Origin of the sequence: Azospirillum sp. TSH20 (assembly GCF_003115935.1) — a bacterium.
Lineage (GTDB): Bacteria > Pseudomonadota > Alphaproteobacteria > Azospirillales > Azospirillaceae > Azospirillum.
In genome coordinates this window covers 1-20,005 of the sequence record NZ_LGQU01000110.1, presented here as the reverse complement: position 1 = coordinate 20,005, position 20,005 = coordinate 1, and the positions used below count along the sequence as shown (strand labels likewise).

The 20,005-nt window shown below is 68.0% G+C and carries 21 protein-coding genes; 9 read left to right on the top strand and 12 right to left on the bottom strand.

Annotation, left to right across the window (positions count from 1 at the left end):
* Nucleotides 1-741, bottom strand: a complete 741-nt coding sequence (locus TSH20_RS26685; RefSeq protein WP_109157438.1) for an SDR family oxidoreductase — start codon at nucleotides 739-741, stop codon at nucleotides 1-3.
* Between the two features lie 47 nt (nucleotides 742-788).
* Nucleotides 789-1,001, bottom strand: a complete 213-nt coding sequence (locus TSH20_RS26680) for a 4-oxalocrotonate tautomerase family protein (protein WP_109157439.1) — start codon at nucleotides 999-1,001, stop codon at nucleotides 789-791.
* 183 nt (nucleotides 1,002-1,184) lie between these two features.
* Between TSH20_RS26680 and TSH20_RS26675 the strand changes: the two genes are divergently transcribed.
* Entirely contained in the window at nucleotides 1,185-2,078 is an 894-nt protein-coding gene (locus TSH20_RS26675; protein WP_109157440.1) for a LysR family transcriptional regulator, read from the top strand.
* Nucleotides 2,079-2,208: 130 nt separating this feature from the next.
* On the opposite strand, the gene TSH20_RS26670 is transcribed toward TSH20_RS26675, so the two are convergent.
* Nucleotides 2,209-2,526 (bottom strand): hypothetical protein, encoded by a 318-nt coding sequence (locus TSH20_RS26670; protein WP_109157441.1) that lies wholly within the window; start codon nucleotides 2,524-2,526, stop codon nucleotides 2,209-2,211.
* Nucleotides 2,527-2,811: 285 nt separating this feature from the next.
* Here TSH20_RS26670 and TSH20_RS26665 point away from each other — a divergent pair, with 285 nt between their 5' ends.
* Nucleotides 2,812-4,578: an SLC13 family permease gene (locus TSH20_RS26665; protein ID WP_109157442.1), complete on the top strand. Its 1,767-nt coding sequence runs from the start codon at nucleotides 2,812-2,814 to the stop codon at nucleotides 4,576-4,578.
* A gap of 80 nt (nucleotides 4,579-4,658) precedes the next feature.
* A complete protein-coding gene (locus tag TSH20_RS26660; RefSeq protein ID WP_247871649.1) occupies nucleotides 4,659-5,090 on the top strand; it encodes a CBS domain-containing protein in 432 nt (143 codons plus the stop codon).
* Nucleotides 5,091-5,102: 12 nt separating this feature from the next.
* Here the strand turns inward: TSH20_RS26660 and TSH20_RS26655 are convergent, their stop codons facing one another.
* The 3 genes from TSH20_RS26655 to TSH20_RS26645 are packed head-to-tail and all read right to left on the bottom strand — an operon-like array spanning nucleotide 5,103 to nucleotide 9,844.
* Nucleotides 5,103-5,702, bottom strand: a complete 600-nt coding sequence (locus TSH20_RS26655) for a DUF533 domain-containing protein (protein ID WP_109157443.1) — start codon at nucleotides 5,700-5,702, stop codon at nucleotides 5,103-5,105.
* A 7-nt stretch (nucleotides 5,703-5,709) separates the two neighbouring features.
* Nucleotides 5,710-6,096, bottom strand: coding sequence for a response regulator (locus tag TSH20_RS26650; RefSeq protein ID WP_109157444.1), 387 nt, complete (start codon nucleotides 6,094-6,096; stop codon nucleotides 5,710-5,712).
* Nucleotides 6,089-9,844 (bottom strand): PAS domain-containing protein, encoded by a 3,756-nt coding sequence (locus TSH20_RS26645; protein WP_109157445.1) that lies wholly within the window; start codon nucleotides 9,842-9,844, stop codon nucleotides 6,089-6,091. The genes TSH20_RS26650 and TSH20_RS26645 overlap by 8 nt, the downstream gene beginning before the upstream one ends.
* Nucleotides 9,845-10,105: 261 nt before the next feature.
* Here TSH20_RS26645 and rpoZ point away from each other — a divergent pair, with 261 nt between their 5' ends.
* From rpoZ to TSH20_RS26630, 3 genes are all read left to right on the top strand, one after another.
* Nucleotides 10,106-10,561 carry a DNA-directed RNA polymerase subunit omega gene (gene rpoZ, locus TSH20_RS26640; protein WP_109157446.1) on the top strand — a complete coding sequence of 152 codons (456 nt, stop codon included), beginning with the start codon at nucleotides 10,106-10,108 and terminating at the stop codon, nucleotides 10,559-10,561.
* Between the two features lie 146 nt (nucleotides 10,562-10,707).
* On the top strand, nucleotides 10,708-11,574 hold the full coding sequence (fdhD, locus tag TSH20_RS26635) for a formate dehydrogenase accessory sulfurtransferase FdhD (protein ID WP_109157447.1): 867 nt from the start codon (nucleotides 10,708-10,710) through the stop codon (nucleotides 11,572-11,574).
* A 170-nt stretch (nucleotides 11,575-11,744) separates the two neighbouring features.
* Entirely contained in the window at nucleotides 11,745-12,281 is a 537-nt protein-coding gene (locus TSH20_RS26630; protein ID WP_109157448.1) for an HD domain-containing protein, read from the top strand.
* Between the two features lie 43 nt (nucleotides 12,282-12,324).
* On the opposite strand, the gene TSH20_RS26625 is transcribed toward TSH20_RS26630, so the two are convergent.
* Complete coding sequence (locus TSH20_RS26625; RefSeq protein ID WP_109157449.1) at nucleotides 12,325-12,702, bottom strand: hypothetical protein; 378 nt, start codon at nucleotides 12,700-12,702, stop codon at nucleotides 12,325-12,327.
* 266 nt (nucleotides 12,703-12,968) lie between these two features.
* Between TSH20_RS26625 and TSH20_RS26620 the strand changes: the two genes are divergently transcribed.
* A complete protein-coding gene (locus TSH20_RS26620) occupies nucleotides 12,969-13,463 on the top strand; it encodes a nuclear transport factor 2 family protein (RefSeq protein ID WP_109157450.1) in 495 nt (164 codons plus the stop codon).
* A gap of 93 nt (nucleotides 13,464-13,556) precedes the next feature.
* Here TSH20_RS26620 and TSH20_RS26615 read toward each other — a convergent pair whose 3' ends face one another.
* On the bottom strand, nucleotides 13,557-13,994 hold the full coding sequence (locus tag TSH20_RS26615) for a hypothetical protein (protein WP_109157451.1): 438 nt from the start codon (nucleotides 13,992-13,994) through the stop codon (nucleotides 13,557-13,559).
* Nucleotides 13,995-14,072: 78 nt separating this feature from the next.
* A complete protein-coding gene (locus TSH20_RS26610) occupies nucleotides 14,073-15,431 on the bottom strand; it encodes an Nramp family divalent metal transporter (RefSeq protein WP_109157452.1) in 1,359 nt (452 codons plus the stop codon).
* 113 nt (nucleotides 15,432-15,544) lie between these two features.
* Here TSH20_RS26610 and mntR point away from each other — a divergent pair, with 113 nt between their 5' ends.
* Nucleotides 15,545-16,006, top strand: coding sequence for a manganese-binding transcriptional regulator MntR (gene mntR, locus TSH20_RS26605; RefSeq protein ID WP_109157453.1), 462 nt, complete (start codon nucleotides 15,545-15,547; stop codon nucleotides 16,004-16,006).
* A 4-nt stretch (nucleotides 16,007-16,010) separates the two neighbouring features.
* Here the strand turns inward: mntR and TSH20_RS26600 are convergent, their stop codons facing one another.
* From TSH20_RS26600 to TSH20_RS26590, 3 genes are read right to left on the bottom strand one after another with little or no spacing between them, the layout of a single operon-like run.
* Nucleotides 16,011-16,223, bottom strand: a complete 213-nt coding sequence (locus TSH20_RS26600; protein WP_109157454.1) for a hypothetical protein — start codon at nucleotides 16,221-16,223, stop codon at nucleotides 16,011-16,013.
* A 3-nt stretch (nucleotides 16,224-16,226) separates the two neighbouring features.
* Nucleotides 16,227-18,137, bottom strand: a complete 1,911-nt coding sequence (feoB, locus tag TSH20_RS26595; RefSeq protein WP_109157455.1) for a ferrous iron transport protein B — start codon at nucleotides 18,135-18,137, stop codon at nucleotides 16,227-16,229.
* A gap of 36 nt (nucleotides 18,138-18,173) precedes the next feature.
* Entirely contained in the window at nucleotides 18,174-18,467 is a 294-nt protein-coding gene (locus TSH20_RS26590; protein WP_109157456.1) for a FeoA family protein, read from the bottom strand.
* An 820-nt stretch (nucleotides 18,468-19,287) separates the two neighbouring features.
* Between TSH20_RS26590 and TSH20_RS26585 the strand changes: the two genes are divergently transcribed.
* On the top strand, nucleotides 19,288-20,005 hold a 718-nt coding region (locus TSH20_RS26585), incomplete at its 3' end, for an MFS transporter (protein WP_247874539.1).

Below are 20,005 nucleotides of genomic sequence, written 5' to 3'. Positions count from 1 at the left end.
TCAGACCACGCCGCCGTTCGCCCGCAGGGTCTGACCGTTGATCCACCCGCCATCCGGTCCGACGAGCAGGGAAACCACGCGGGCGATGTCGTCGACCTCGCCCAGACGGCCGAGCGGGATCATCTGCCGGATGCGATCAAGCGTGGCCTGATCCTTGCCCTGGAAGAAAAGCTCGGTGGCGATCGGGCCGGGTGCGACCGCGTTGACGGTGATCCCCCGCGGACCCAGCTCCTTCGCCAGGATGTGCGTCAGGGCTTCGACCGCCGCCTTCGTGGCCGCATAGACCCCGTAGCTCGGCTGATAGAGACCCACGACACTCGTGGAGAAATTCACGATCCGGCCGCCGTCACGCAGCCGGTTCGCCGCCTCGCGCAGCCCGTTGAACGTCCCCTTGAGGTTGATCGCGATGATCCGGTCGAAGGCGGCGTCGTCCATCTGCGCGATGGGCGCCAGCGTCATGATGCCGGCATTGTTCACCAGCACGTCCACGCCGCCATAGGCCGCCTCGGCGGCATCGAACATCCGCTTCACCGCCGCCGGGTCGCTGACGTCGGCCTGGACCGGAATGGCCCGGCCACCGGCCGCCTCGATCTCTTCGACCAGCGTGCCGGCGGCGCCGGCGCTGCCGGCATAGTTGACGACGACCGCAAGGCCGTCACTCGCCAGCCGCCGGGCAATGGCGGCTCCGATGCCGCGGGATGCTCCGGTGACGATCGCCACCCGGTTCGTTGATGACGTCATTGTCCTGCTCCCTCTATCCTGGTGCGCGTGGTGGTGTCCGGCCGCTTTCAATCCTTCGCCCGATAGGCGTCCGGAATGACGAACACCTCGTCGGCACGGGCATAGCCGCCGTCCTTGACCTCTTCGATCAGGACCATGGTGTGCGGGCGGGCAGCCTCCGAGAAATACTCGACAAGCATCGCCGTGGTGCGATGGACGATCTCTTCCTTCTGCGCACGGCTCAGCGCGGCCTCGGGAACCTTGAAATTGACGAACGGCATGGTCTTCGCTCCAGTCGGATGATCGATTGATGAGCTGCCGGTCGGGCCGGATGCCGGTTCGGCATTTGCGCCCTGTTCAGCCGCTGCTCTCGGGAACGAAAATCGTCCGTTTTGAAAATCCGGGGTAGACCGGCAAATTAGACATCACCATTTCACCGGAGCTAACAATCGCTTGGGCCAGTCATGGATCGCATCGATGTCATGCGTCTGTTCGTCAGGATCGTCGAACGTGGGAGCTTCGCTCAGGCCGCACGGGACCTGCAGGTTCCGCGTCCGACCGCCACCCATGCGATTCAGCGCCTTGAAGCGGATCTCGGCGTCCGGCTGCTGGAACGGACGACACGGACTGTCCGGACGACGCTCGACGGCTCGCTCTACCATGAGCGCTGCCTTCGGCTCCTCGCCGATCTCGACGAGATGCAGAGCGTCTTCAGGAACGCCGAGCCCAGGGGGCCGCTCCGCGTGGACATGCAGGGAACCATCGCGCGGTTCTTCATCCTGCCGGCGCTGCCTGCGTTCATCGCGCGCTATCCGGGAATTTCACTGAACCTCAGCGAAGGCGACCGGATGGTGGACCTCATCACCGAGGGCGTCGATTGTGTCGTGCGGGCGGGCGATCTGTCCGACTCTTCCCTGATCGGGCGCCGCATCACGGTGTTCGAGCAACTGACCCTGGCCAGTCCCGCCTATCTCGACCGTCATGGCACCCCGTCGACGCCGGACGATCTCGACGGCCACCGGATGGTCGGCTATGCCGCCTCGGCGACCGGGCAATCCTATCCGATGGAGTTCAAGACGCGGGAACGGGACTGGGAGGTCCGGCTGCCTTACGACGTCGTCGTCCGCGGGGCGGAGATCTACACGGCGTCGGCGGTTGCGGGCTTGGGGTTGATACAGGTCCCGCGCTATCGCGTTGAGCACCAGATCGCCGCCGGGCAACTGGTCCCGGTCTTGGAAGCCTTCCCGCCCCCACCGATGCCGGTGTCGGTGGTCTATCCGCAGAACCGCCATCTGTCTTCGCGGATAAGAGTTTTCATCGACTGGTTGTCGGAGGTGTTCGACGATCCGCGTGGCTAGAACGGACTGGCCGCCCTGCGGGCAAGAAAAAAGCCCCCGCAGCGGTGCGGGGGCGCTTTTCGTGCTGGGGAAGCCCGCCCTTACCAGGACGTTCGCTGTCCGTCCTTACAAGGACTTTCGCTGTCCGTCCTTACCAGGACGAGGAGGAGGAGTTCCCGGCGGTGTTCGGCAGCGACTTGCGGGTCTGGCTCTGGCCCATGCCGGGCTCGTTCGGCGAAACCGTCTCGTTGTTGTCATAGGCCATGCCGCTGGCCCCGGATCCGGCCCGGCTGGAATCGTTCAGCGACTTGCGGGTCTGGCTCTGGCCCATGCCGGGCTCATTCGGCGAGACCGTCTGTTGGCTGGCGCCCGTGCTGCCGGAGGTTCCATAGCTGCTGCTGTTTTCGGAAGCACAGCCCGCAAGCATCAGGGGCACGGCGGCGGCAGCAAGGATGAGAATGCGTCGCATGTGTTCACTCCGTCCAAATGTTCCGGGAAATCCTGAAGTCCTCAGGAAGACCGATTTGAAAAGCTGGCTGCGGCGACCGCCCGCAAGACCTGTCCAGTACAACTCGATAAGGCAGCCCGGGTTCCCGGCATTCGGTCCGGGAAATGAGGTCTTCTGTGGAACCGTGGTGAAACTGGCGGTTGGGGAGGACGTAGATCACCGCTTCAAAACCCAAGCGCGGACGCTGCGGGAACCAGCGGGATGCCGCGGGGTTACAAGCGGGCGACATCAACACATGGACACCCGATGACCCTTCAGCAGTTCATGGCCTTCGCGCTGGTGGGCATCGTGGTGGCGATGCTGATCTGGAACAGGCTGCGTTTCGATGTGGTTGCGGTGCTGGCCCTGCTGGCCGGCGTGTTCCTGGGGCTGGTCCCGGCGAAGGAGGCGTTTTCCGGCTTTGCCGACGACATCGTCATCATCATCGCCTCCGCGCTGATCGTCAGCGCCGGCATCGCCCGGTCCGGCGTGATCGACGCGCTGGTGCGGCCGGTAGCGGCGAAGCTCAGCACGCCGACGCGGCAGATCGCCTTCCTGTGCGGATCGGTGGCCTTCATGTCGGCGCTGATGAAGAACATCGGCGCGCTCGCCATCTTCCTGCCGATCACCATGCAGCTGGCGCGGCGGCACCGGACGGGCGCGCACCGGGTGCTGATGCCGATGGCCTTCGCCTCGCTGATGGGCGGGCTGATGACGCTGGTCGGCACCTCCCCCAACATCATCGTCTCCCGCGTGCGGACGGAAATCGTCGGACAGCCCTTCTCGATGTTCGACTATCTGCCGGTCGGGCTGGGCATCACGGTGGTCGGGCTGCTGTTCCTGATGGTCGGCTGGCGCCTGCTGCCCCAGGACCGCAGCGGCGCGCGTTCGGCCGAGGAGACCTTCGCCGTCGAGAATTACGCCAGCGAGATGAGGCTGCCGGCCGGATCATCCTTCGTCGGCCGCACCGTCGCCGACGTCGAGGCGCTGGCGGAGGGCGAGGCGCAGGTGATCGGCCTGATCCGCGAGCGTTTCCGCCGCTATGTGCCGGACCGGCATTGGACCCTGCTGGCCGACGACGTGCTGGTGCTGGAGGGCGACGCCCCGGCCCTGCAGCGCCTTGTCCAGGGGGCGTCGCTGGAGCCGCTGGGCATCCTTGAGGGGGTGGAGGGCGAACTGCTGGCGGTTGAGGCGGTGGTGACGCCGGACTCGCCGCTGGCCGGTCATTCCGACCGGAACCTGGATTTGCGGCGCCGCTTCGGCGTCAGCCTGCTGGCGGTCAGCCGGACCGGCAAGCGGATCGCCCGGCGCCTGCACCATGTCATGTTCCGGGAGGGCGACCTGCTGCTGCTGCAGGTGCCGGCGGAGCGCTATCCCGATGCGCTGGCCGATGCCGGCCTGATCCCGCTGGCGGAACGCCGTCTGCAGATCGGCCAGCGCCGGCCGGTCTGGGTGCCGGTCGGGATCCTCGTCATCACGATGCTGGTGCTCGGATTTCATCTGGCGCCGCTGGCGGTGACCTTCCTGGCGGCTGCGGCGGCGATGGTCGTCACCGGCGTGCTGAGCGTCGAGGATGCCTATCACGCGGTGGAGTGGCCGATCATCATCCTGCTCGCCGCCTTGATCCCGGTCAGCGGCACGCTGGAGAGCACCGGCGCGACGCAGGTGATCTCCACCCTGCTGGCCGATGCGGCGCGCGGGCTGCCGGCGGTCGCCTGCGTGACGCTGATCATGGCGGCTGCGATGGCGGTGACGCCCTTCCTGAACAATGCCGCGACGGTGCTGGTGATGGCGCCCATCGGGGCCGGGGTGGCGCAGCAACTGGGGCTGAGTCCCGATCCGTTCCTGATGGCGGTGGCGGTCGGCGCCGGCAGCGATTTCCTGACGCCGATCGGCCACCAGTGCAACACGCTGGTGATGGGGCCTGGCGGCTACCGGTTCGGCGATTATCCGCGGCTGGGCGTGCCGCTGTCGCTGATCATCCTGACGCTGGGCACTTGGCTGATCGTCACGTTCTGGCCGCTGAGCGGCTGAGCGATGGCAGGGATCAAGAGAACGAGGAACACCAGGACGGGGGCTCCGTTCCCCAAACCGGAACAACGAGGAAGACGACCGTGCAGGTTTCCGAGATCATGGCGAAAGCGCTGGAGTTCATCTCGCCGGACGCCACCGTGCAGGACGCCGCGACGCTGATGGGGGAACTGGACGTCGGCGCCCTGCCGGTCGGCTCGGCCGACGATCTCGTGGGGATCCTGACCGACCGCGACATCCTGTTCCGCGTGGTGGCGGAGGGCGGCGACAACACGCGGGTGCGGGTGCGCGATGTGATGTCGAGCGCGCTGTTCACCTGCCGCGACACCGACACGCTGGCCACGGCCATGGACATCATGGGCGCCTATCACGTGCGGCGCCTGCCGGTTCTGGATGAGGGCGGGCAGGTGGTCGGCTGGCTGACGCTGAGCGACATTTCGCGCCGGCTGCTGCTGGACACCGGCACGATCCGCGATGCGCTGGGCGAACTCAGCGCCAGCGGGCAGGACGTGTGAGGGACGGCGGCCCTACAGCCGCAGTCCCATCTGCCGGTTCAGCCGGACCACCAGATCGGCGGGAAGGCCCAGGCGCTGGGCGAGATAGCGCAGGTAGGAGCGGTTGATCGGCGCGTGCTTGTCCACCGTCGCCAGTGACACGGCATAGAAGCGCGCGGCCATCCGCGGGCCGTCGATCCGGCGGATCAGTTCCTCCAGGCATTGCGGCTGCTCGACCTGCTGTTGCAGGCGGTCGCGGTCCACTTCGTCAAGGCTGCTGGTGTTGAGCCTGCTGCGGATCCGGCCGCGCTCCGTCGCGTCCAGTTCGCCGTCGGCGTGGGCGGCGGCGGCCATGGCGCGGACCAGCAGATCGGTTTCCTCCGCGTCGAAGCTGCGGAAGTCCGTCGGCGCGCGGTCGAGAAGCTGGTGGCGGTTGCGCAGATGGGCGTCCAGAATCTGGCGGGCCAGCATGGTGTGCAGCACCGGCTCGTGTCCCAGGCGCGGCTTCGCCCCGCCGGTTTCCGGCGGTACGACGGATACGGGGGCCGCAGCCGGCGCGGGCGCATTCGGCGCGCCGCCGAACAGCCGCGTCAGCAGGCTCGGCTTGGGCAGGCTTGGCTTGGCTTGGGTCATCCTGCGGCTACTCCCCGGCCGGTTGCGGTCCGCGCTGCATGGCGGTGTCGATCTGGGTCAGCAGGCGCGAGAAATCGATGGGCTTCGGGTGATAATCGTCGCAGCCCGCCTGCAGCGTCTTCTCGCGGTCGCCGGACATGGCGTGGGCGGTCAGGGCGATGATCGGGATTCCAGAGGTTTCCTGGCCTGCCTTCAGCTCGCGGGCGGCGGTCCAGCCGTCGATGACCGGCAGGTTCATGTCGAGCAGGATGACGTCCGGCCGCTCGTCGCGCGCCATGTCCACCCCCTGGCGGCCATCGAAGGCGAGAACGACGTCGAACCCGCGCCGCTTCAGACGGCGTGACAGGAAGTCCCAGATTTCCTCGTGATCCTCGACCAGCAGCAGCTTAGCCATCGGTACCTCCCGTTCCGTCCGCCTGTCCCGCTCCCTTGCCCGCTTCGGGGGGAGGGGGCCGCAGGCGTGCGATCGCTTCCTTCAACTCTTCAATCATCCCGTCCGATCCATCCTCTGCCATCGGGATGATGTCGCGGACCCGGCCGCGCAGTTCCTCAGTCTCGTCGCGCCCGATCTCCTGGGCGGCGACGACGATGACGGGGATGCGGCACCAGTCCGGGTCGCGGCACAGCGCCTTGAGGAAATCGAAGCCGTCCAGATCGGGCGTGAAGGGGTCGAGCAGGATCACGGTCGGCGTGGCGGCGGCGAGTTGGCGGAAGGCCTCCTCCTCCGTCTCGGCCTCGGCGACCTGCCAGCCGTCGCGGCCCAGTTCGGCGCCCAGCAGGGAACGGGTCTCGTCGGCTTCCATCAGGACCAGCGCCGTGCCGGGAGCCTGCCCGCTGAGGCCGCTCAGAACCCGGTGCAGGCGCTGCCAGTCCACCGGCTTGGTGAAATAGTCGGCGGCCCCCAGCGACAGGGCCAGCCCCTTTTCCCGGCGGGACGAGATGATGATGACGGGAATGTCGGCAAGGTCGGGCTCGGCCTTCAGCACCGACAGCACCGACCAGCCGTCGGTGCGCGGCATCATCACGTCCAGCAGGATGGCGCGCGGGCGGATTTGCCGGGCGATCGACAGGCCGGTCTGCCCGTCGGCGGCCAGCGCCACGCCGTAGCCCTCGCGGTGCAGGAAACGGGCGAGCAGTTCGCGCATCGCCTGTTCGTCGTCGATGATGAGGATGGTCTCGCGTGCGGCCTGCGCCGGCGGCACCTCGTCGATGCGGACCGGGTCGGACTCGGCGGAGCCGGGCAGCCGGCCATGCCGCAGGTCGGCCGGCAGGCGCAGGGTGAAGCTGGTTCCCTTGGCCGGCGCGGTGTCGATCGCGACCTCCCCGCCCAGCATGTCGGCGAAGGCCTTGGTGATCGCCAGACCCAGCCCGGTCCCGCCGAAACGGCGGGTGGTGGAGCTGTCTGCCTGCATGAAGCGTTCGAACAGCCGGCGGACTTGTTCCGCCGTCATGCCGATGCCGGTGTCGGTGACGCGGAAGACGACCATGTCGACCGGCGAGACTTCACCCGCGCCCTGCGGGCTGGGGGGCGCCCGTTCTACCGACAGGGTGACGGTGCCGTTCTCGGTGAACTTCGCGGCGTTGCTCAGCAGGTTGAACAGGCACTGGCGCACCTTCACGACGTCGGTGTGCATGCGCCCCACGTCGTCCGCCACCTCCACCGCCAGCCGGTTGCCCTTCTTCGACACCAGCGCCTCCACCGTCGCGGCGACCTCGCGCGTCAGGTCGGCGACATCGGCATCCTCGCCATGCACCTCCATCTTGCCGGCCTCGATCTTCGAGATGTCGAGGACGCCGTTGATGAGGGTCAGCAGATGGCGGGCGTTCGCCTCGATCTTCTCCAGGTCGGGCAGCATGCTGTCGACGCCGAGGTCGGCCAGTTCCTCCTCCAGCATTTCGGTGTAGCCGATGACGGCGCTGAGCGGGGTGCGCAGCTCGTGGCTCATGTTGGCGATGAACAGGCTCTTGGCCCGGTTGGCCTCCTCGGCGGCGAGGCGGGCGGCTTCCAGCTCCTCCTCCGCCCGCTTGCGCACGCTGATGTCCTGCATGGCGCCGATCATGCGCTGGGGCTGGCCGATCGGGCTGCGCAGGACGAAGCCGCGGTCGAGGATGCTGGCATAGCTGCCGTCGGCGCGGCGGAAGCGGTATTCGTCGTTCCAGCGCGTGCCGCCGCCGTCGATCACCGCATGGATGCCGGTCACCACATGGTCCTGGTCGTCGGGGTGGATGTGGTCCATCCACCAGGAGGCCGAGGTTTCCGACACGTCCTCGCCATAACCAAAGAGGGTGCGCACCGCCTCGTTCCAATGGATGCGGTCGGACGACAGGTTCCAGTCCCAGATGGCGTCGTTGGTCGCCTGGGCCGCCAGCCGGTAGCGTTCCTCCGTCTCGCGCAGCGCCTCCTCGGCCCGGCGGCGGGTGGTGATGTCGGTGTGGACGCCGACCCATTCCTGGACGGTGCCGCCGGCGTCCAGCAGCGGCACGGCGCGGACCAGCATGTCGCGATAGACGCCGTCGTAGCGGCGCAGGCGGTGTTCGGCCTTGTAGACGGTTTTCCCCGCCCGCGCGGCGCGCCAGGCCTCCGAGGTGTGGGGGCGGTCGTCGGGATGGATGGCCTCGACCCAGCCGGTGCCCTTCAGCTCATCGAAGGTCTGGCCGGTGAAGCTGCTCCAGCTCGGCTGCGGGGTCTCGAAGCGGCCGGCGCCGGAGGTGCTCCAGACGATGGCGGCGGTCGCCTCGACCAGTGAGCGGAAGCGGGCCTCGCTGAGGCGCAGCTTTTCCTCCGCCCGCTTGGCGTCGGTGGTGTCCCAGGTGACGCCGATCAGGGTCAGGCTGCGTTCCGGCGTGCCGTCGGTCACCACGCCGCGCGCCACCGCCCAGCGGACCTCGCCCGACGGCAGCAGGATGCGGAATTCGGCGTCATATTCGCCGCGCCGCCGCCGGGCGGTGTCGATGATCTGGCCGATCCGCGGCTGGTCGTCGGGATGGACGCGGCCGGTCACGTCCTGCCCGCGGATCGGCTCGTCCGCCGTGAAGTCGAAGATCTCGCGCAGCCGGGGATCGGCCTCGATGCGGTCGTCCTCCAGGTTCCAGGACCAGGCACCGATCCGCGCGGCGCGGAGCGCCAGTTGGAGGCGGCGCTCCGCCTCCATCACGCGGGATTCGGCCCGGCGCTGTTCGGTGACGTCGGTGTTGGTGCCGAGCCAGCGCAGGATGCGCCCGTCGCGGTCGCGCACCGGCACGGCGCGGGACAGGAACCAGCGGTATTGGCCGTCCTTGCCGCGCAGGGGGAAGGTGTCCTCCCACGGTTCCCCCGCCCCGATTGCGCGGAAGAAGCCGTCCGACGCGCGCTCGACATGGTCGGGATGATGGACGCTCCGCCAGTTCCAACCTTCCGTCTCGCCCGTCTCGGCCCCGGTGAACTCGTACCAGCGCCGGTTGTACCAGTAGACGGCGCCGTTGGCGTCGGCCATCCAGGTCAGCTGCGGGATCAGGTCGGCGAGGCTGCGGAACTGGACTTCGTTCTCGCGCAGAAGCATCTCGGTGCGGCCTCGCTCGGCGGCGTCGCGGGCGCGGTCGATGGCGGCACCGAGCAGGGTGGCGACCCCCTGGAGGAAGGCGGCGTCGGCGGCGTCGAAGCGGCCGTCGCGCCGGCTGTCGACCTCCAGCACGCCGAAGGGCTCGCCCTCGCCACGGATGATGACGTTGATGGCGCGCTTGACCCCATGTTCGGCCAGAAGGTCGGGGCAGCGGAAGCGGGACTCAAGGCTGAGATCGTTGGAGATCACCGGCTCGCCGGTCTTCAGCGCGTAGCCGGCGGGGCAGGCGAGGTCGGTGCCGAGCGACCGATGCCCGACCACGCCGGGGTTCCAGCCGACGCCGGCGCGGACCAGCAGGCGTTCGGCGCCGTCCGGATCCTCCAGCCATTCCAGGGCCTTGCACAGTTCGGCCTCCAGCCCTTCGGCGCAGAGCGCAGTCGCCTGTTGCAGCAGGGTGTCGATGTCGGCGCTTTTCAGGGCGGCGATGCCGAAGCGGGCCAGCAGGTCCTGCTGCCTCTCCCTGCGGGCGAGACGTTCGGCGAGGTGGCTGTCGGATTGGGCGATCCGGGCGGAGGGCCGGGCGGAGGGTCTGGCGGGGGGCATGAACCATGTACGGGCGGGGAGCGACGGCACTTGAACAGCCGGCAGCGGGATTCGTCCGCTCCGGCGTGGCGGATTACCGCTGTAGACCCGCAAGATCGCAGGAGGGCCACGCCCCGATGGGGCAGGTCGCCATTCCTCCGATGCGGTATGACCAGTGAGCGGGGGGTACGAATGACCGGCGGCGCTGTTGACTGGTCGCGGGGGTGGTATGGCTGCCGGCCGCCCCAGAGAAGCCTTGCCCCCACCTGGAGTATCTGAGGAATGGCTCGTGTCACCGTCGAGGATTGCGTCCTTCTCATCCCCAATCGTTTCGATCTGGTGATGATGGCGGCGCAGCGTGCCCGCCAGATCGCCGGCGGTGCGCCGCTGTCGATCGACCGCGACAACGACAAGAACCCGGTCGTCGCCCTTCGCGAGATCGCGGACAAGACGCTGTCGCTGCCCGACCTGCGCGAAAATCTGATCCGCGGGCACCAGAAGGTGGTCGAGACCGATGAACCCGAGGAGGAGATCGTCGAGCTGATGGCGGACGAGAACAGCTGGATGCACACCAGCGACACCTCGCTCGCCGACGAGGACAGCATGAGCGACGCCGAGGAGGACATCACCGAGGACGACGATATGGCTTCGGAGATGGACCGGAAGCCGGGTGCGGCCTTCGGCATGACGGAGGACGACGTGGTCGGCGACGATGCCGACGGGGATGTTGGTCCTTAAATATATTGGCCCGTAATTCGGGAGCGCAGGGACAGCGCCGGGACCGATGGTCCGGCTCCGGTGTTATACCTGCGCGCTGCGGCGAACGGATCGGCCGGCGCTCGTCCTCACCCGCCCTTCCACCGCAGTCAGGTTCTGCCCACATCATGGATCAAGCAACCGCCTGGGTGGCCCCGTCGCCCGTCCCGCCAGCCCTGTCGCGCCCGCTTTCCCGTGAGGGCGTCAGGCTGGTGCCTGCGACCGTCTGCACCGGAACCGCGATGGCCGAGCGGGAGGAGACGGTCATCGACGAGGTGCCGGTCGGGCTGGTCTATGCCGGCGACCTCTTCTCCGTCATGCTGGCGACCCCGACCGACCTTGAGGATTTCGCCACCGGCTTCTCGCTGAGCGAAGGAATCGTCGGCAGTGCCGAGGAACTGGCCGTCACCGCCATCGACGAGGTGACGGACGGCGTGCGCATCCGCATTGAACTGCCGGTGGAACGGCTGGCCGCATTGCTGCGGCGAAAGCGCAACCTGATGGGCGGCTCCGGCTGTGGCCGTTGCGGAACCGACAGCTTCGCGGAGGCGCTGCGGCCGCTCGACCCCGTCCGCTCCACCGCCCGCATCGCGCCCGACGCCATCCGCCGCGCCATGGCGGCCTTGCCGTCAGGTCAGCGGCTGAACCGGGAGACCGGGGCCGTCCATGCCGCCGGCTTTGCCCGTCCGGACGGGCAACTGGTCGCCGTGCGTGAGGATGTCGGGCGGCACAATGCGCTCGACAAGCTGATCGGCGCGCTGGCCCGCAGCGGTGTCGATCCGGCCGGCGGCTTCGTCGTGGTGTCGAGCCGATGCTCCTTCGAGATGGTCCACAAGACGGCGGCGGCCGGCATCCCGCTGATCGCCGCCATCTCCGCCCCGACATCGCTGTGCGTCGGCTTCGCCGAGGCGGTGGGCGTGGGGGTGGTCGCCTATGTGCGTGACGGCCGCTTCACCGTCTATGCGGCACCCTCGCGGGTGCTGACGCCGGCGTGATCTCCACCCGGGCGGAGCCGCGGCGATCTGCCGCCGGCTGGGAGTCTGGACATCGGCCTTGCGCGGGCGGACCATCTCCGCATCCGCTGCCAAGCGCACGGGACCGGCCGTTGTTGCCCTCCCGCCGCAGGCATCGCCTGCCTGCCTGACAGCGGCACGGAGGAGAGCACATGTCCATGGACAAGGAAGTGATCGTCGCGGCACTGCGTCACGCGGCGAGCCTGCACGAAGGCACCTATCGGCCCGACCGGGCGCGCACGCCCTTCGTGTCGCACCTGTCGGAAACGGCGGAACTGGTGGCGCAGGCCGGTGGCAGCCCGGCCGAGGTCGCCGCGGCCTGGCTGCATGATGCCGTCGAGGACGGGCTGACCACCGTCGCCGATCTGGCCGAGCGGTTCGGCCGGGAGGTCGCCGACCTCGTCGCGGCGGTCAGCGACGCGCCGGAGGATGTCGGCAAGGCGATTTTCGAGCGCAAGGCGATCCAGGCCGCCCGGCTCGCCGCCGCGCCGGAGGGCGCCAAGCGCATCAAGCTGGCCGAGCAGATCTCGATCCTGCAGGCGCTGGCGGTCGAACGCCCGCTGTCGTGGAGCGTCGAGCGGGCCCAGGCCTATGTCGAAGGCTCCCGCCTCGTCGCCGAAGCCTGCGCCGCCGCCAGCCCGCTGCTGGCGGAACGCTACGCCGCCGCGCTTGCCGGGGCGACGCGCTGACGGCATCCAGGGCAGACGGTGTTCAGGTCAGGCGGCGGTCAGGTCAGAGCGCCGACGAGCGCCACAGCCAGACCAGACCGGCGACCGCCCCGGCCGCCAGCAGGACCAGCACCAGGATGATGGCAAGCGCGGTGCGGCGGTCCTTGGCCTCGCGCTGCTCCGCCTCGCGCCGCTTCTTCAGCAGAAATTGCTGCTCCGGGCTTAGGAAGCGGCCGGCGGCGGCATCGGCGGTGGGCACGTAGCGCACCCGGCCGCGAGCCTTGGCCGTCTTGGCCGCCGTCGCCGCAGTCCCTCTCACGGCGGTCGTCAAACCACCTTGGGACGGCCGGCCCGTGTTGATCGGCTCCGCCGCCGCACCGCGAACCGCGGTCGCCTGCCGGCCCTTGCGCTTGCGTGGCAGCTTTCGCCGTCTGGTCGTCATGCCTCTTCCCCGCTCTCGATCCTTCACCGCGGCGGGGAGCATAGCCGCCCCGCCCGCCCGGTGCAGCCAATCACAAGATGATCTCCGGAAAGTCACATAGGCTCATGCCAATGGGCGCATGCCAACCGGATTTCCGCGTCCATCCTCCTGCGGCCAACCGGCGCATGCTCCAATGGTTTGTGGCGCAAGCGTGAATACTAGTATACCACTTTCATGGTCCGCCATCTCCTGGGCGGGCATAACCGCAATCGGTTGGGAGGGTCACGATGCTCAAGAAGAACGTCTTCAAATCCGGCCATATCCGCTCGCGCCGCCGTCTGCTCGCATCCGCCGCCGCCGGGCTGGCCGCGGCCGCCGTCATCGCGCCGCTGACCGACGCACGTGCCGACGACGACCCGCAGCAGGTGGAGAAGGCGGTGAACGCGCTCCGCGACGCCATGATGGCCGGCGACGGCGCCACCCTGCGGGCGATGACGATGGACCAGCTGACCTATGGACATTCGAACAGCCGGCTGGAGGATAAGGCGGCCTTCGTCGCCAGCCTGGACGGCAAGAGCGCGTTCAAGGCGCTCGACCTCAGCGACCATTCGATCCAGGTGATCGGCGATGTCGCCGTTGCCCGTCACACCTTCGATTCGGTCAACAACCTGCCGGACGGCAAGACCAACACCGCCCATATCCGGGTGCTGCAAGTCTGGAAGAAAACCGACGGACGCTGGAAGCTGCTGGCCCGCCAGGCATCCCCGCTTCCGGCCGCCTGACGGGGCCGTCTGCCGCCTCCTTCCTTCGTGGTGGGAGGCGGCAGGGCGACGCTCCAGGACGCCGTCGGCAGGCCGTTCGCCGCCAGCCGGCCTCTAGCGCATGCAATTTCCGACGATCTGGTAGCAGAGCGTGGGATCGCGCCGGTCGTTGTAGCGGACGGCGGTGACCTGCCCGCCATGCAGTTCGAAGGTGGCTTCGCAGCTGTAGGTGCGGGACCAGGTGGTCACGTCGGGCTCCCACAGCATCGGGCCGCGCGGGCCGAGCCAGGGGCTGGGCTCCCAATCCACATCGCGGTCGACCAGCGTCTGCCGGCGGGTATAGACCAGATACTCCGCATCGCCGGCGACGGCCGACCGTTCCGGCACCCCGGCACAGGACAGCAGGCTGGCCTTGCTCATGCCGACCATCGCAACGGGTGCGCGCAATGCCAGCTCCGCCTGCGGGTTGGCGCAGGAACTCGCCAGAAGGGCGACGACGGCGAGGCATCCGCCGCGCAAGGCCCAAATCGTCGGATGCCGGCTGTTGGCCATCTCTGGTCCTCCGCGACAGCGCGCAAACAAATGCTACCTTCCCTCAGATAAAGCGTCCTTTCAGATGCACAACGGCGATCAGCCGAGAACCGTGTCGTAAAGCAGCTTCAGGTTCAGCACGACGATGACCCCGGCGACGATCCAGGACAGACCGGCGACCCAGCCCGGAACGGCGAAGCGGCCCATCTTGCCGCGGTCGGTGACGAAGCGGACCAGCGGGATGACGGCGAAGGGAAGCTGCATCGACAGCACGACCTGGCTGAACACCAGCAGCTGCGCCGTGCCGCTTTCGCCATAGAGCGCCGTCACCACCACCACCGGGATGATGGCCAGCCCGCGGGTCAGCAGCCGGCGGGCCCAGTGCGGCAGGCGCAGCCGCAGGAACCCCTCCATCACGATCTGCCCGGCCAGCGTCGCCGTCACGGTGGAGTTGAGGCCCGACGCCAGCAGCGCCACGGCGAAGAGGGTGGAAGCGATGCCGAGACCGAGCAGCGGCGACAGCAGCTCGAACGCCTCGCCGATCTCCGCCACTTCGGTATGGCCGCTGCCGTGGAAGACGCTGGCGGCCAGGATCAGGATGGCGGCGTTGACGAACAGGGCCAGCATCAGCGCGATGGTGCTGTCGACCGTGGCCCAGGTGATGGCGTCGCGCCGCCCCTCCTCCGTCCGCGGATAGGCGCGGGTCTGCACGATGGAGGAGTGGAGGTACAGGTTGTGCGGCATCACGGTGGCGCCCAGGATGCCGATGGCGACATAGAGCATGCCGGGGTTGGTCACCACCTCCGTCGTGGGCACGAAGCCGTGCAGCACGGCGGCGACCGGCGGGGCGGCTGCGATGATCTGCACCAGGAAGCAGCCGGCGATGACCGTCAGCAGGGCCACCACGAAGGCCTCCAGATAGCGGAAGCCCCGCTGCATCAGCAGAAGCACCAGGAAGGCGTCGAGCGCGGTGATCAGGGCGCCGCCGATCAGCGGGATGCCGAACAGCAGGTTCAGCGCGATGGCGGTGCCGATCACCTCGGCAAGGTCGCAGGCGATGATCGCCGCCTCGCACGCCACCCACAGCGTCAGGTTGATCGGACGCGGGTAATGGTCGCGGCAGGCCTGCGCCAGATCGCGCCCGGTGACGATGCCCAGCCGCGCCGCCAGCGACTGCAGCAGGATCGCCATCAGGTTGGACAGCATGATGACCGACAGCAGCGTATAGCCGAACTGCGACCCGCCGGCGAGATCGGTCGCCCAGTTGCCGGGGTCCATGTAGCCGACCGACACCATGTAGCCCGGCCCGGCGAAGGCCAGCAGCCGGCGCAGCCACAGGCCTCCCTGCGGCACCGCGATGGAGGCATGGACCTCCGGCAGGCTTGGCCGGCCGTCCCCGTCCTGGCTGGAGTATCTCCAGGCGCTGGGGGGCGGCACGGCGGCTTCGGCTTCCGACATCGGCGTGTGGCTCCCGGCCGCATTGCAAACTGGTATCAATCAAGTATGTACCGGGACATCGAGTATGCAAGATGCTATACTTTCCGGAACCAAACTTTTCCGGGGGGCGAAGCGTGACAGTCAGGGGAGGCGATGCATCCGCGCCCGCCGAGACGGCGCTGCCCGATGCCGAACTCCATGCCGAGGGCTTCCGCAAGACGCGGGAGGCGCAGCGCTCCGCGCTGGCCGAGGATTATGTGGAGTTGATCGCCGATTTGATCGAAAGCGGGCAGGAGGCGCGGCAGGTCGACATCGCTGCGCGGCTGGGGGTGGCGCAACCGACCGTCGCCCGCATGCTGGACCGGCTGGCGGCCGACGGGCTGGTCTACCGCAAGCCGTACCGCGCCGTGTTCCTGACCGACGCCGGCCGGCGGATCGCCGAGGAAAGCCGGGAGCGTCACCAGACGGTGGTGGCCTTCCTCCGTTCCCTCGGCGTCAGCGCCGACACCGCGCGGATCGATGCCGAGGGCATCGAGCACCATGTCAGCGCCGAGACGCTGGACGCCTTCCGCCGGGCGCTGGCGAAGGGCGGTTGACCCGTCAGTGCGTTCCGCAGGAGTTGCCGGGGCGCTTACGGGGTAGGGCCGCGTCGCAGCCACAGCATCCTCCGCCGCAGCCGCCCGCCTGTGAGGGGACCGGCCGCCCGGCCAGACGGCGCAGACGGTTGCGCAAGGATGCCGGCAGCAGGATGGTCCAGGTCACCCAGACGAAGGCGGCGGCGACGATCAGCCCAACGATGAGGCTTTCCATCATGACTCAGCCTCCCAGCAGGGCCGTGGAGAGCCGGAAGGTGACGAAGGCCGCACCATAGGCCAGCGCCGTCATGTAGCCGATCATCACCAGCATCCAGAACCAGCTGTTGGTCTCCCGCTTCACCACCGACAGGGTGGAGACGCATTGCGGGGCGAAGACGAACCACGCGAGCAGGGACAGGGCGGTCGGCAGGCTCCAATCCGCCGCCAGCACGCCGGCCAGCGAACCGGACAGCGCGTCTCCCGTCTCGCTCAGCGCATAGACGGTGCCGAGGGCGGCCACCGCCACCTCGCGCGCCGCCATGCCCGGCACCAGGGCGATGGCGATCTGCCAGGTGAAGCCGATGGGGGCGAGCAGCGGGGCCAGCGCATGGCCGAGCATCCCGGCGAAGCTGTAATCGATGGCCGGCCCGATCGCTCCGTCCGGCGCCGCCGGGAAGCTGCCGAGGAACCACAGCAGGATCATGATGGCGAAGATCACCGTGCCGGCGCGGGCCAGGAAGATGCGCGTCCGCTCCAACAGGCCCAGCAGGATGTCGCGCGGGCTGGGCAGCCGGTAGGATGGCAGCTCCATCAGCAGCGGCTCGCGGGCGCCCTTGAAGATCGTGCGCTTCAGCACGAAGGCGACCGCCAGCGCCGACAGGATGCCGGCGGCATAGAGGGTGAACATCACCAGCCCCTGCAGCCCGATCATGCCGCCGGCCACCGTCCGGTTGGGGACGAACGCGGCGATGATGAGCGTGTAGACCGGCAGGCGGGCCGAGCAGGTCATCAGTGGGGCGATCATGATGGTCGCCAGCCGGTCGGCGCGGTTCTCGATGGTGCGGGCGGCCATGATGCCGGGAACCGCGCAGGCGAAGCTGGACAGCAGCGGGATGAAGGCCCGGCCATGCAGCCCGACCCCGCCCATCAGCCGGTCGAGAAGGAAGGCAGCCCGTGCCATGTAGCCGGTGGATTCCAGCATCAGGATGAAGAAGAACAGCACCAGGATCTGCGGCAGGAAGATCAGCACGCTGCCCACCCCGGCGATGATGCCGTCGGTGATCAGGCTTTTCAGCATGCCGTCCGGCAGGGCGGCACCGGCGGTGGCCTGCACCCAGCCCAACGCGCCGTCGATCATGTCCATCGGCACGGCGGCCCAGGCGAACACCGCCTGGAACATCAGGAACAGCACCAGCAACAGGAAGGGCAGGCCGACCGCCGGATGCAGCAGGGCCGCGTCGATACGTCGGGTGGCGAGCGACGGCTTTCCGGCATCCTGAAGGGCGGCGGCCAGGATGCTCTCGACTTCCTGGTGATAGGCGCGCAATTCCCGCGCCGAGGGTTCGCTCCAGCCGCAGGGCGCGGCGGCGAGATCGGTCGTCATCGCCATCATGCTGCGGTCGATCTGGTCGAGCAGCCCGCTCACCCCGCTGCGTTTGACCGCCACCGTCGGCACCACCGGGACGCCCAGCGCCGCCGACAGGGCCGCTGCATCGACACGGCAGCCGCGCGCCTCCGCCACGTCCATCATGTTGAGCGCGAGGATGATCGGCCGGCCGAGCTTCTTAAGCTCCAGCACCAGCCGCAGATGCAGGCGCAGGTTGGTGGCGTCGGCGACGCAGACCATCGCGTCGGGTGGGGCCTCGTGCTGGAAGCGGCCGAGCACCACGTCGCGCGTCACCTCCTCGTCGGGGGAGCGGGCGCGCAGGCTGTAGGTTCCGGGCAGATCGACGATCTGCACGCGGGTGCCGGCAGGGCTGAGGAATTCGCCGACCTTGCGCTCGACCGTCACGCCGGGATAGTTCGCCACCTTCTGGCGGGCGCCGGTCAGGGCGTTGAACAGGGCGGTCTTGCCGCAGTTGGGATTGCCGACCAGCGCGATGCGCGGCGGCACGGCCAGAAGCGCAGGATTGGAGAGAACGGTATCGGACATCGCGGAAACCCTTCCGCTGGAAGAGGAGGCGACGGCTCAGGCGAGCGTCACCAGAACGGCGTGCGCCTCCGCCCGGCGCAGGGCCAGGGTGTGGTCGTCGATGCGCACGGCAAGCGGATCGGCGCCGGGGAATCCCTCATGCAGGATTTCCACGCGGGCGCCTTCGATCAGGCCCATCTCGATCATGCGGCGTTCCAGTTCGCCGGGCGGCAGCGGGGTGACGACGGCGGCCTCGTCGAGGCCGGTCACCACCGCGCGCTGACCCTTGCGCAACGCGCCGAGACGGCAGCTGTCGCCGCTGGCCGGAGGGTCGGCGGAGCCACTGGGCATCCGGCCGGGTGCTTGGTCGGGAACCAGACGGGTAGCGGGGGAGGGAGTGGCATCGCGAATGGAGGCGGGCAACGGCGGAGTCATCGGAAAACACCTATCGGCAGCACGCCGCGGAGGACGTGCGGATCAGCGGCTATGGCCGCCGACACCATATTGATGCGAATAATTTTCATTTGCGATGTGACGAAGCGCCGCGGAGCCCGCTTGCCGGGCGGGGAGGAGACTGCCCGATCCCGATGGAGAACAATTTTCTTTATTTTCCCGCCGGGCAGAGTGCTGGCTTTTGACGTTTCGCCTCCCTCCAACTCGCATGTCATATGAAGATCTGACAGGTAGACCAATTCGAAATAGCAACGCCCAAGCTTTGCTGCACTGCAACCAAGGTGTGTATTGGTTTGTCCGGGATCGCAAATTTTTAGGTTAAGGATGACCGCTCCGCCTCTAGCAGGGTCAAAAAGCCGTAGAAAACCATACAATACCCGGTCATTTGAAAATAAATCGCCGTATTTTCCCAAGCATTTTTTATATCAGTACCGCCAACCGACTACATACTGACGTATGCAGCCGCCAAGCGAAAACTTTTATTTCCGATGCAATTTCGGTTTACCAATTCTTTGGAGTTAGGATTTAGCCTCCGAAGCACTTCTTCGCAGCGGTTGTGTGTCTGGAGCCAATGATGCAACCAAATTCGGTCGCATGTCCGCCTGTGACTCTGCCTGTTCTGACGATAACTGGAATTTGTCTGTTTTCTTTTTTGATTTGTGAAAAATTTTACGGAACTGTTGGGCTGGAGCCTTCTTCTCCTGCCGCACAGGTTGTGATGACTGCCGCACGCAACCATGTGGCGGCCGTTGCAGCTGTGATTTCAGCGGCGTTTGCGGCTGCCGGGCTGCTGCTGCCATCACTGTTGCGCGCGGCCGGCGCCACGCCCTTGCGGGCGCTGACGGTGGTGGCGGCAGCGATGCTGGCATGTGGTGCCGGGACCCTGCCGCGGCTCGCGGGTCTGCTGCCCTCTGAGGCGGTGCACGGCTTCTTCTATGACGGGGCCGTGCTGTTGGTCGTCTGCCTTCTTCTGGCGTTCGAAGGATTGCTCCTGCTCGCCGCCCGGCCGTGCCGACGGGATGCGGAACCGGCATCTGCGGTGGGTGCCATCCGCGCCGCCCTGTTCCTGTTCATGCTGGCTGAGGAATTGTCGCGATCCTTCCTGCCGCTTTACGCGCGTGAACTCTACACGCCTGTTCCCGGCCTGTCGGAGACCCTGATGATGGGCCTGCCGATCGGTCTGTTCATGCTCCTGGTCGCCGTCTTCACGCCCTTTGCCGGCGCCTGGGCCGACCGGTTCGGCTGCCGCCGCACGCTGCTGCTCGGCACCTTGCCGGCGGTGGCGGGGTTTGCCGGGACGGCGATGGCCGGGTCGCTGGCGGAACTGCTGCTGTGGCGCAGTGCCTGCGCGCTCGGCTATGCGGTGATGTTCATCGGCGCGCAGGGCTTCGTCGCCCGCCATACCCCGGCGGACCGGCGGGCGCGCGGCATGGCGC

Bases quoted from the DNA above. Each gene is read 5' to 3' on its own strand.
- TSH20_RS26600 (WP_109157454.1), bottom strand. From the start codon at position 16,223: ATGATGGAAAGCCTCATCGTTGGGCTGATCGTCGCCGCCGCCTTCGTC.
- TSH20_RS26610 (WP_109157452.1), bottom strand. From the start codon at position 15,431: ATGTCGGAAGCCGAAGCCGCCGTGCCGCCCCCCAGCGCCTGGAGATAC.
- fdhD (WP_109157447.1), top strand. From the start codon at position 10,708: ATGGATCAAGCAACCGCCTGGGTGGCCCCGTCGCCCGTCCCGCCAGCC.
- TSH20_RS26675 (WP_109157440.1), top strand. From the start codon at position 1,185: ATGGATCGCATCGATGTCATGCGTCTGTTCGTCAGGATCGTCGAACGT.
- TSH20_RS26645 (WP_109157445.1), bottom strand. From the start codon at position 9,844: ATGCCCCCCGCCAGACCCTCCGCCCGGCCCTCCGCCCGGATCGCCCAA.
- TSH20_RS26630 (WP_109157448.1), top strand. From the start codon at position 11,745: ATGTCCATGGACAAGGAAGTGATCGTCGCGGCACTGCGTCACGCGGCG.
- TSH20_RS26590 (WP_109157456.1), bottom strand. From the start codon at position 18,467: ATGCCCAGTGGCTCCGCCGACCCTCCGGCCAGCGGCGACAGCTGCCGT.
- TSH20_RS26680 (WP_109157439.1), bottom strand. From the start codon at position 1,001: ATGCCGTTCGTCAATTTCAAGGTTCCCGAGGCCGCGCTGAGCCGTGCG.
- TSH20_RS26620 (WP_109157450.1), top strand. From the start codon at position 12,969: ATGCTCAAGAAGAACGTCTTCAAATCCGGCCATATCCGCTCGCGCCGC.
- TSH20_RS26650 (WP_109157444.1), bottom strand. From the start codon at position 6,096: ATGGCTAAGCTGCTGCTGGTCGAGGATCACGAGGAAATCTGGGACTTC.
- feoB (WP_109157455.1), bottom strand. From the start codon at position 18,137: ATGTCCGATACCGTTCTCTCCAATCCTGCGCTTCTGGCCGTGCCGCCG.
- TSH20_RS26670 (WP_109157441.1), bottom strand. From the start codon at position 2,526: ATGCGACGCATTCTCATCCTTGCTGCCGCCGCCGTGCCCCTGATGCTT.
- TSH20_RS26665 (WP_109157442.1), top strand. From the start codon at position 2,812: ATGACCCTTCAGCAGTTCATGGCCTTCGCGCTGGTGGGCATCGTGGTG.
- TSH20_RS26685 (WP_109157438.1), bottom strand. From the start codon at position 741: ATGACGTCATCAACGAACCGGGTGGCGATCGTCACCGGAGCATCCCGC.
- TSH20_RS26655 (WP_109157443.1), bottom strand. From the start codon at position 5,702: ATGACCCAAGCCAAGCCAAGCCTGCCCAAGCCGAGCCTGCTGACGCGG.
- TSH20_RS26625 (WP_109157449.1), bottom strand. From the start codon at position 12,702: ATGACGACCAGACGGCGAAAGCTGCCACGCAAGCGCAAGGGCCGGCAG.
- rpoZ (WP_109157446.1), top strand. From the start codon at position 10,106: ATGGCTCGTGTCACCGTCGAGGATTGCGTCCTTCTCATCCCCAATCGT.
- TSH20_RS26615 (WP_109157451.1), bottom strand. From the start codon at position 13,994: ATGGCCAACAGCCGGCATCCGACGATTTGGGCCTTGCGCGGCGGATGC.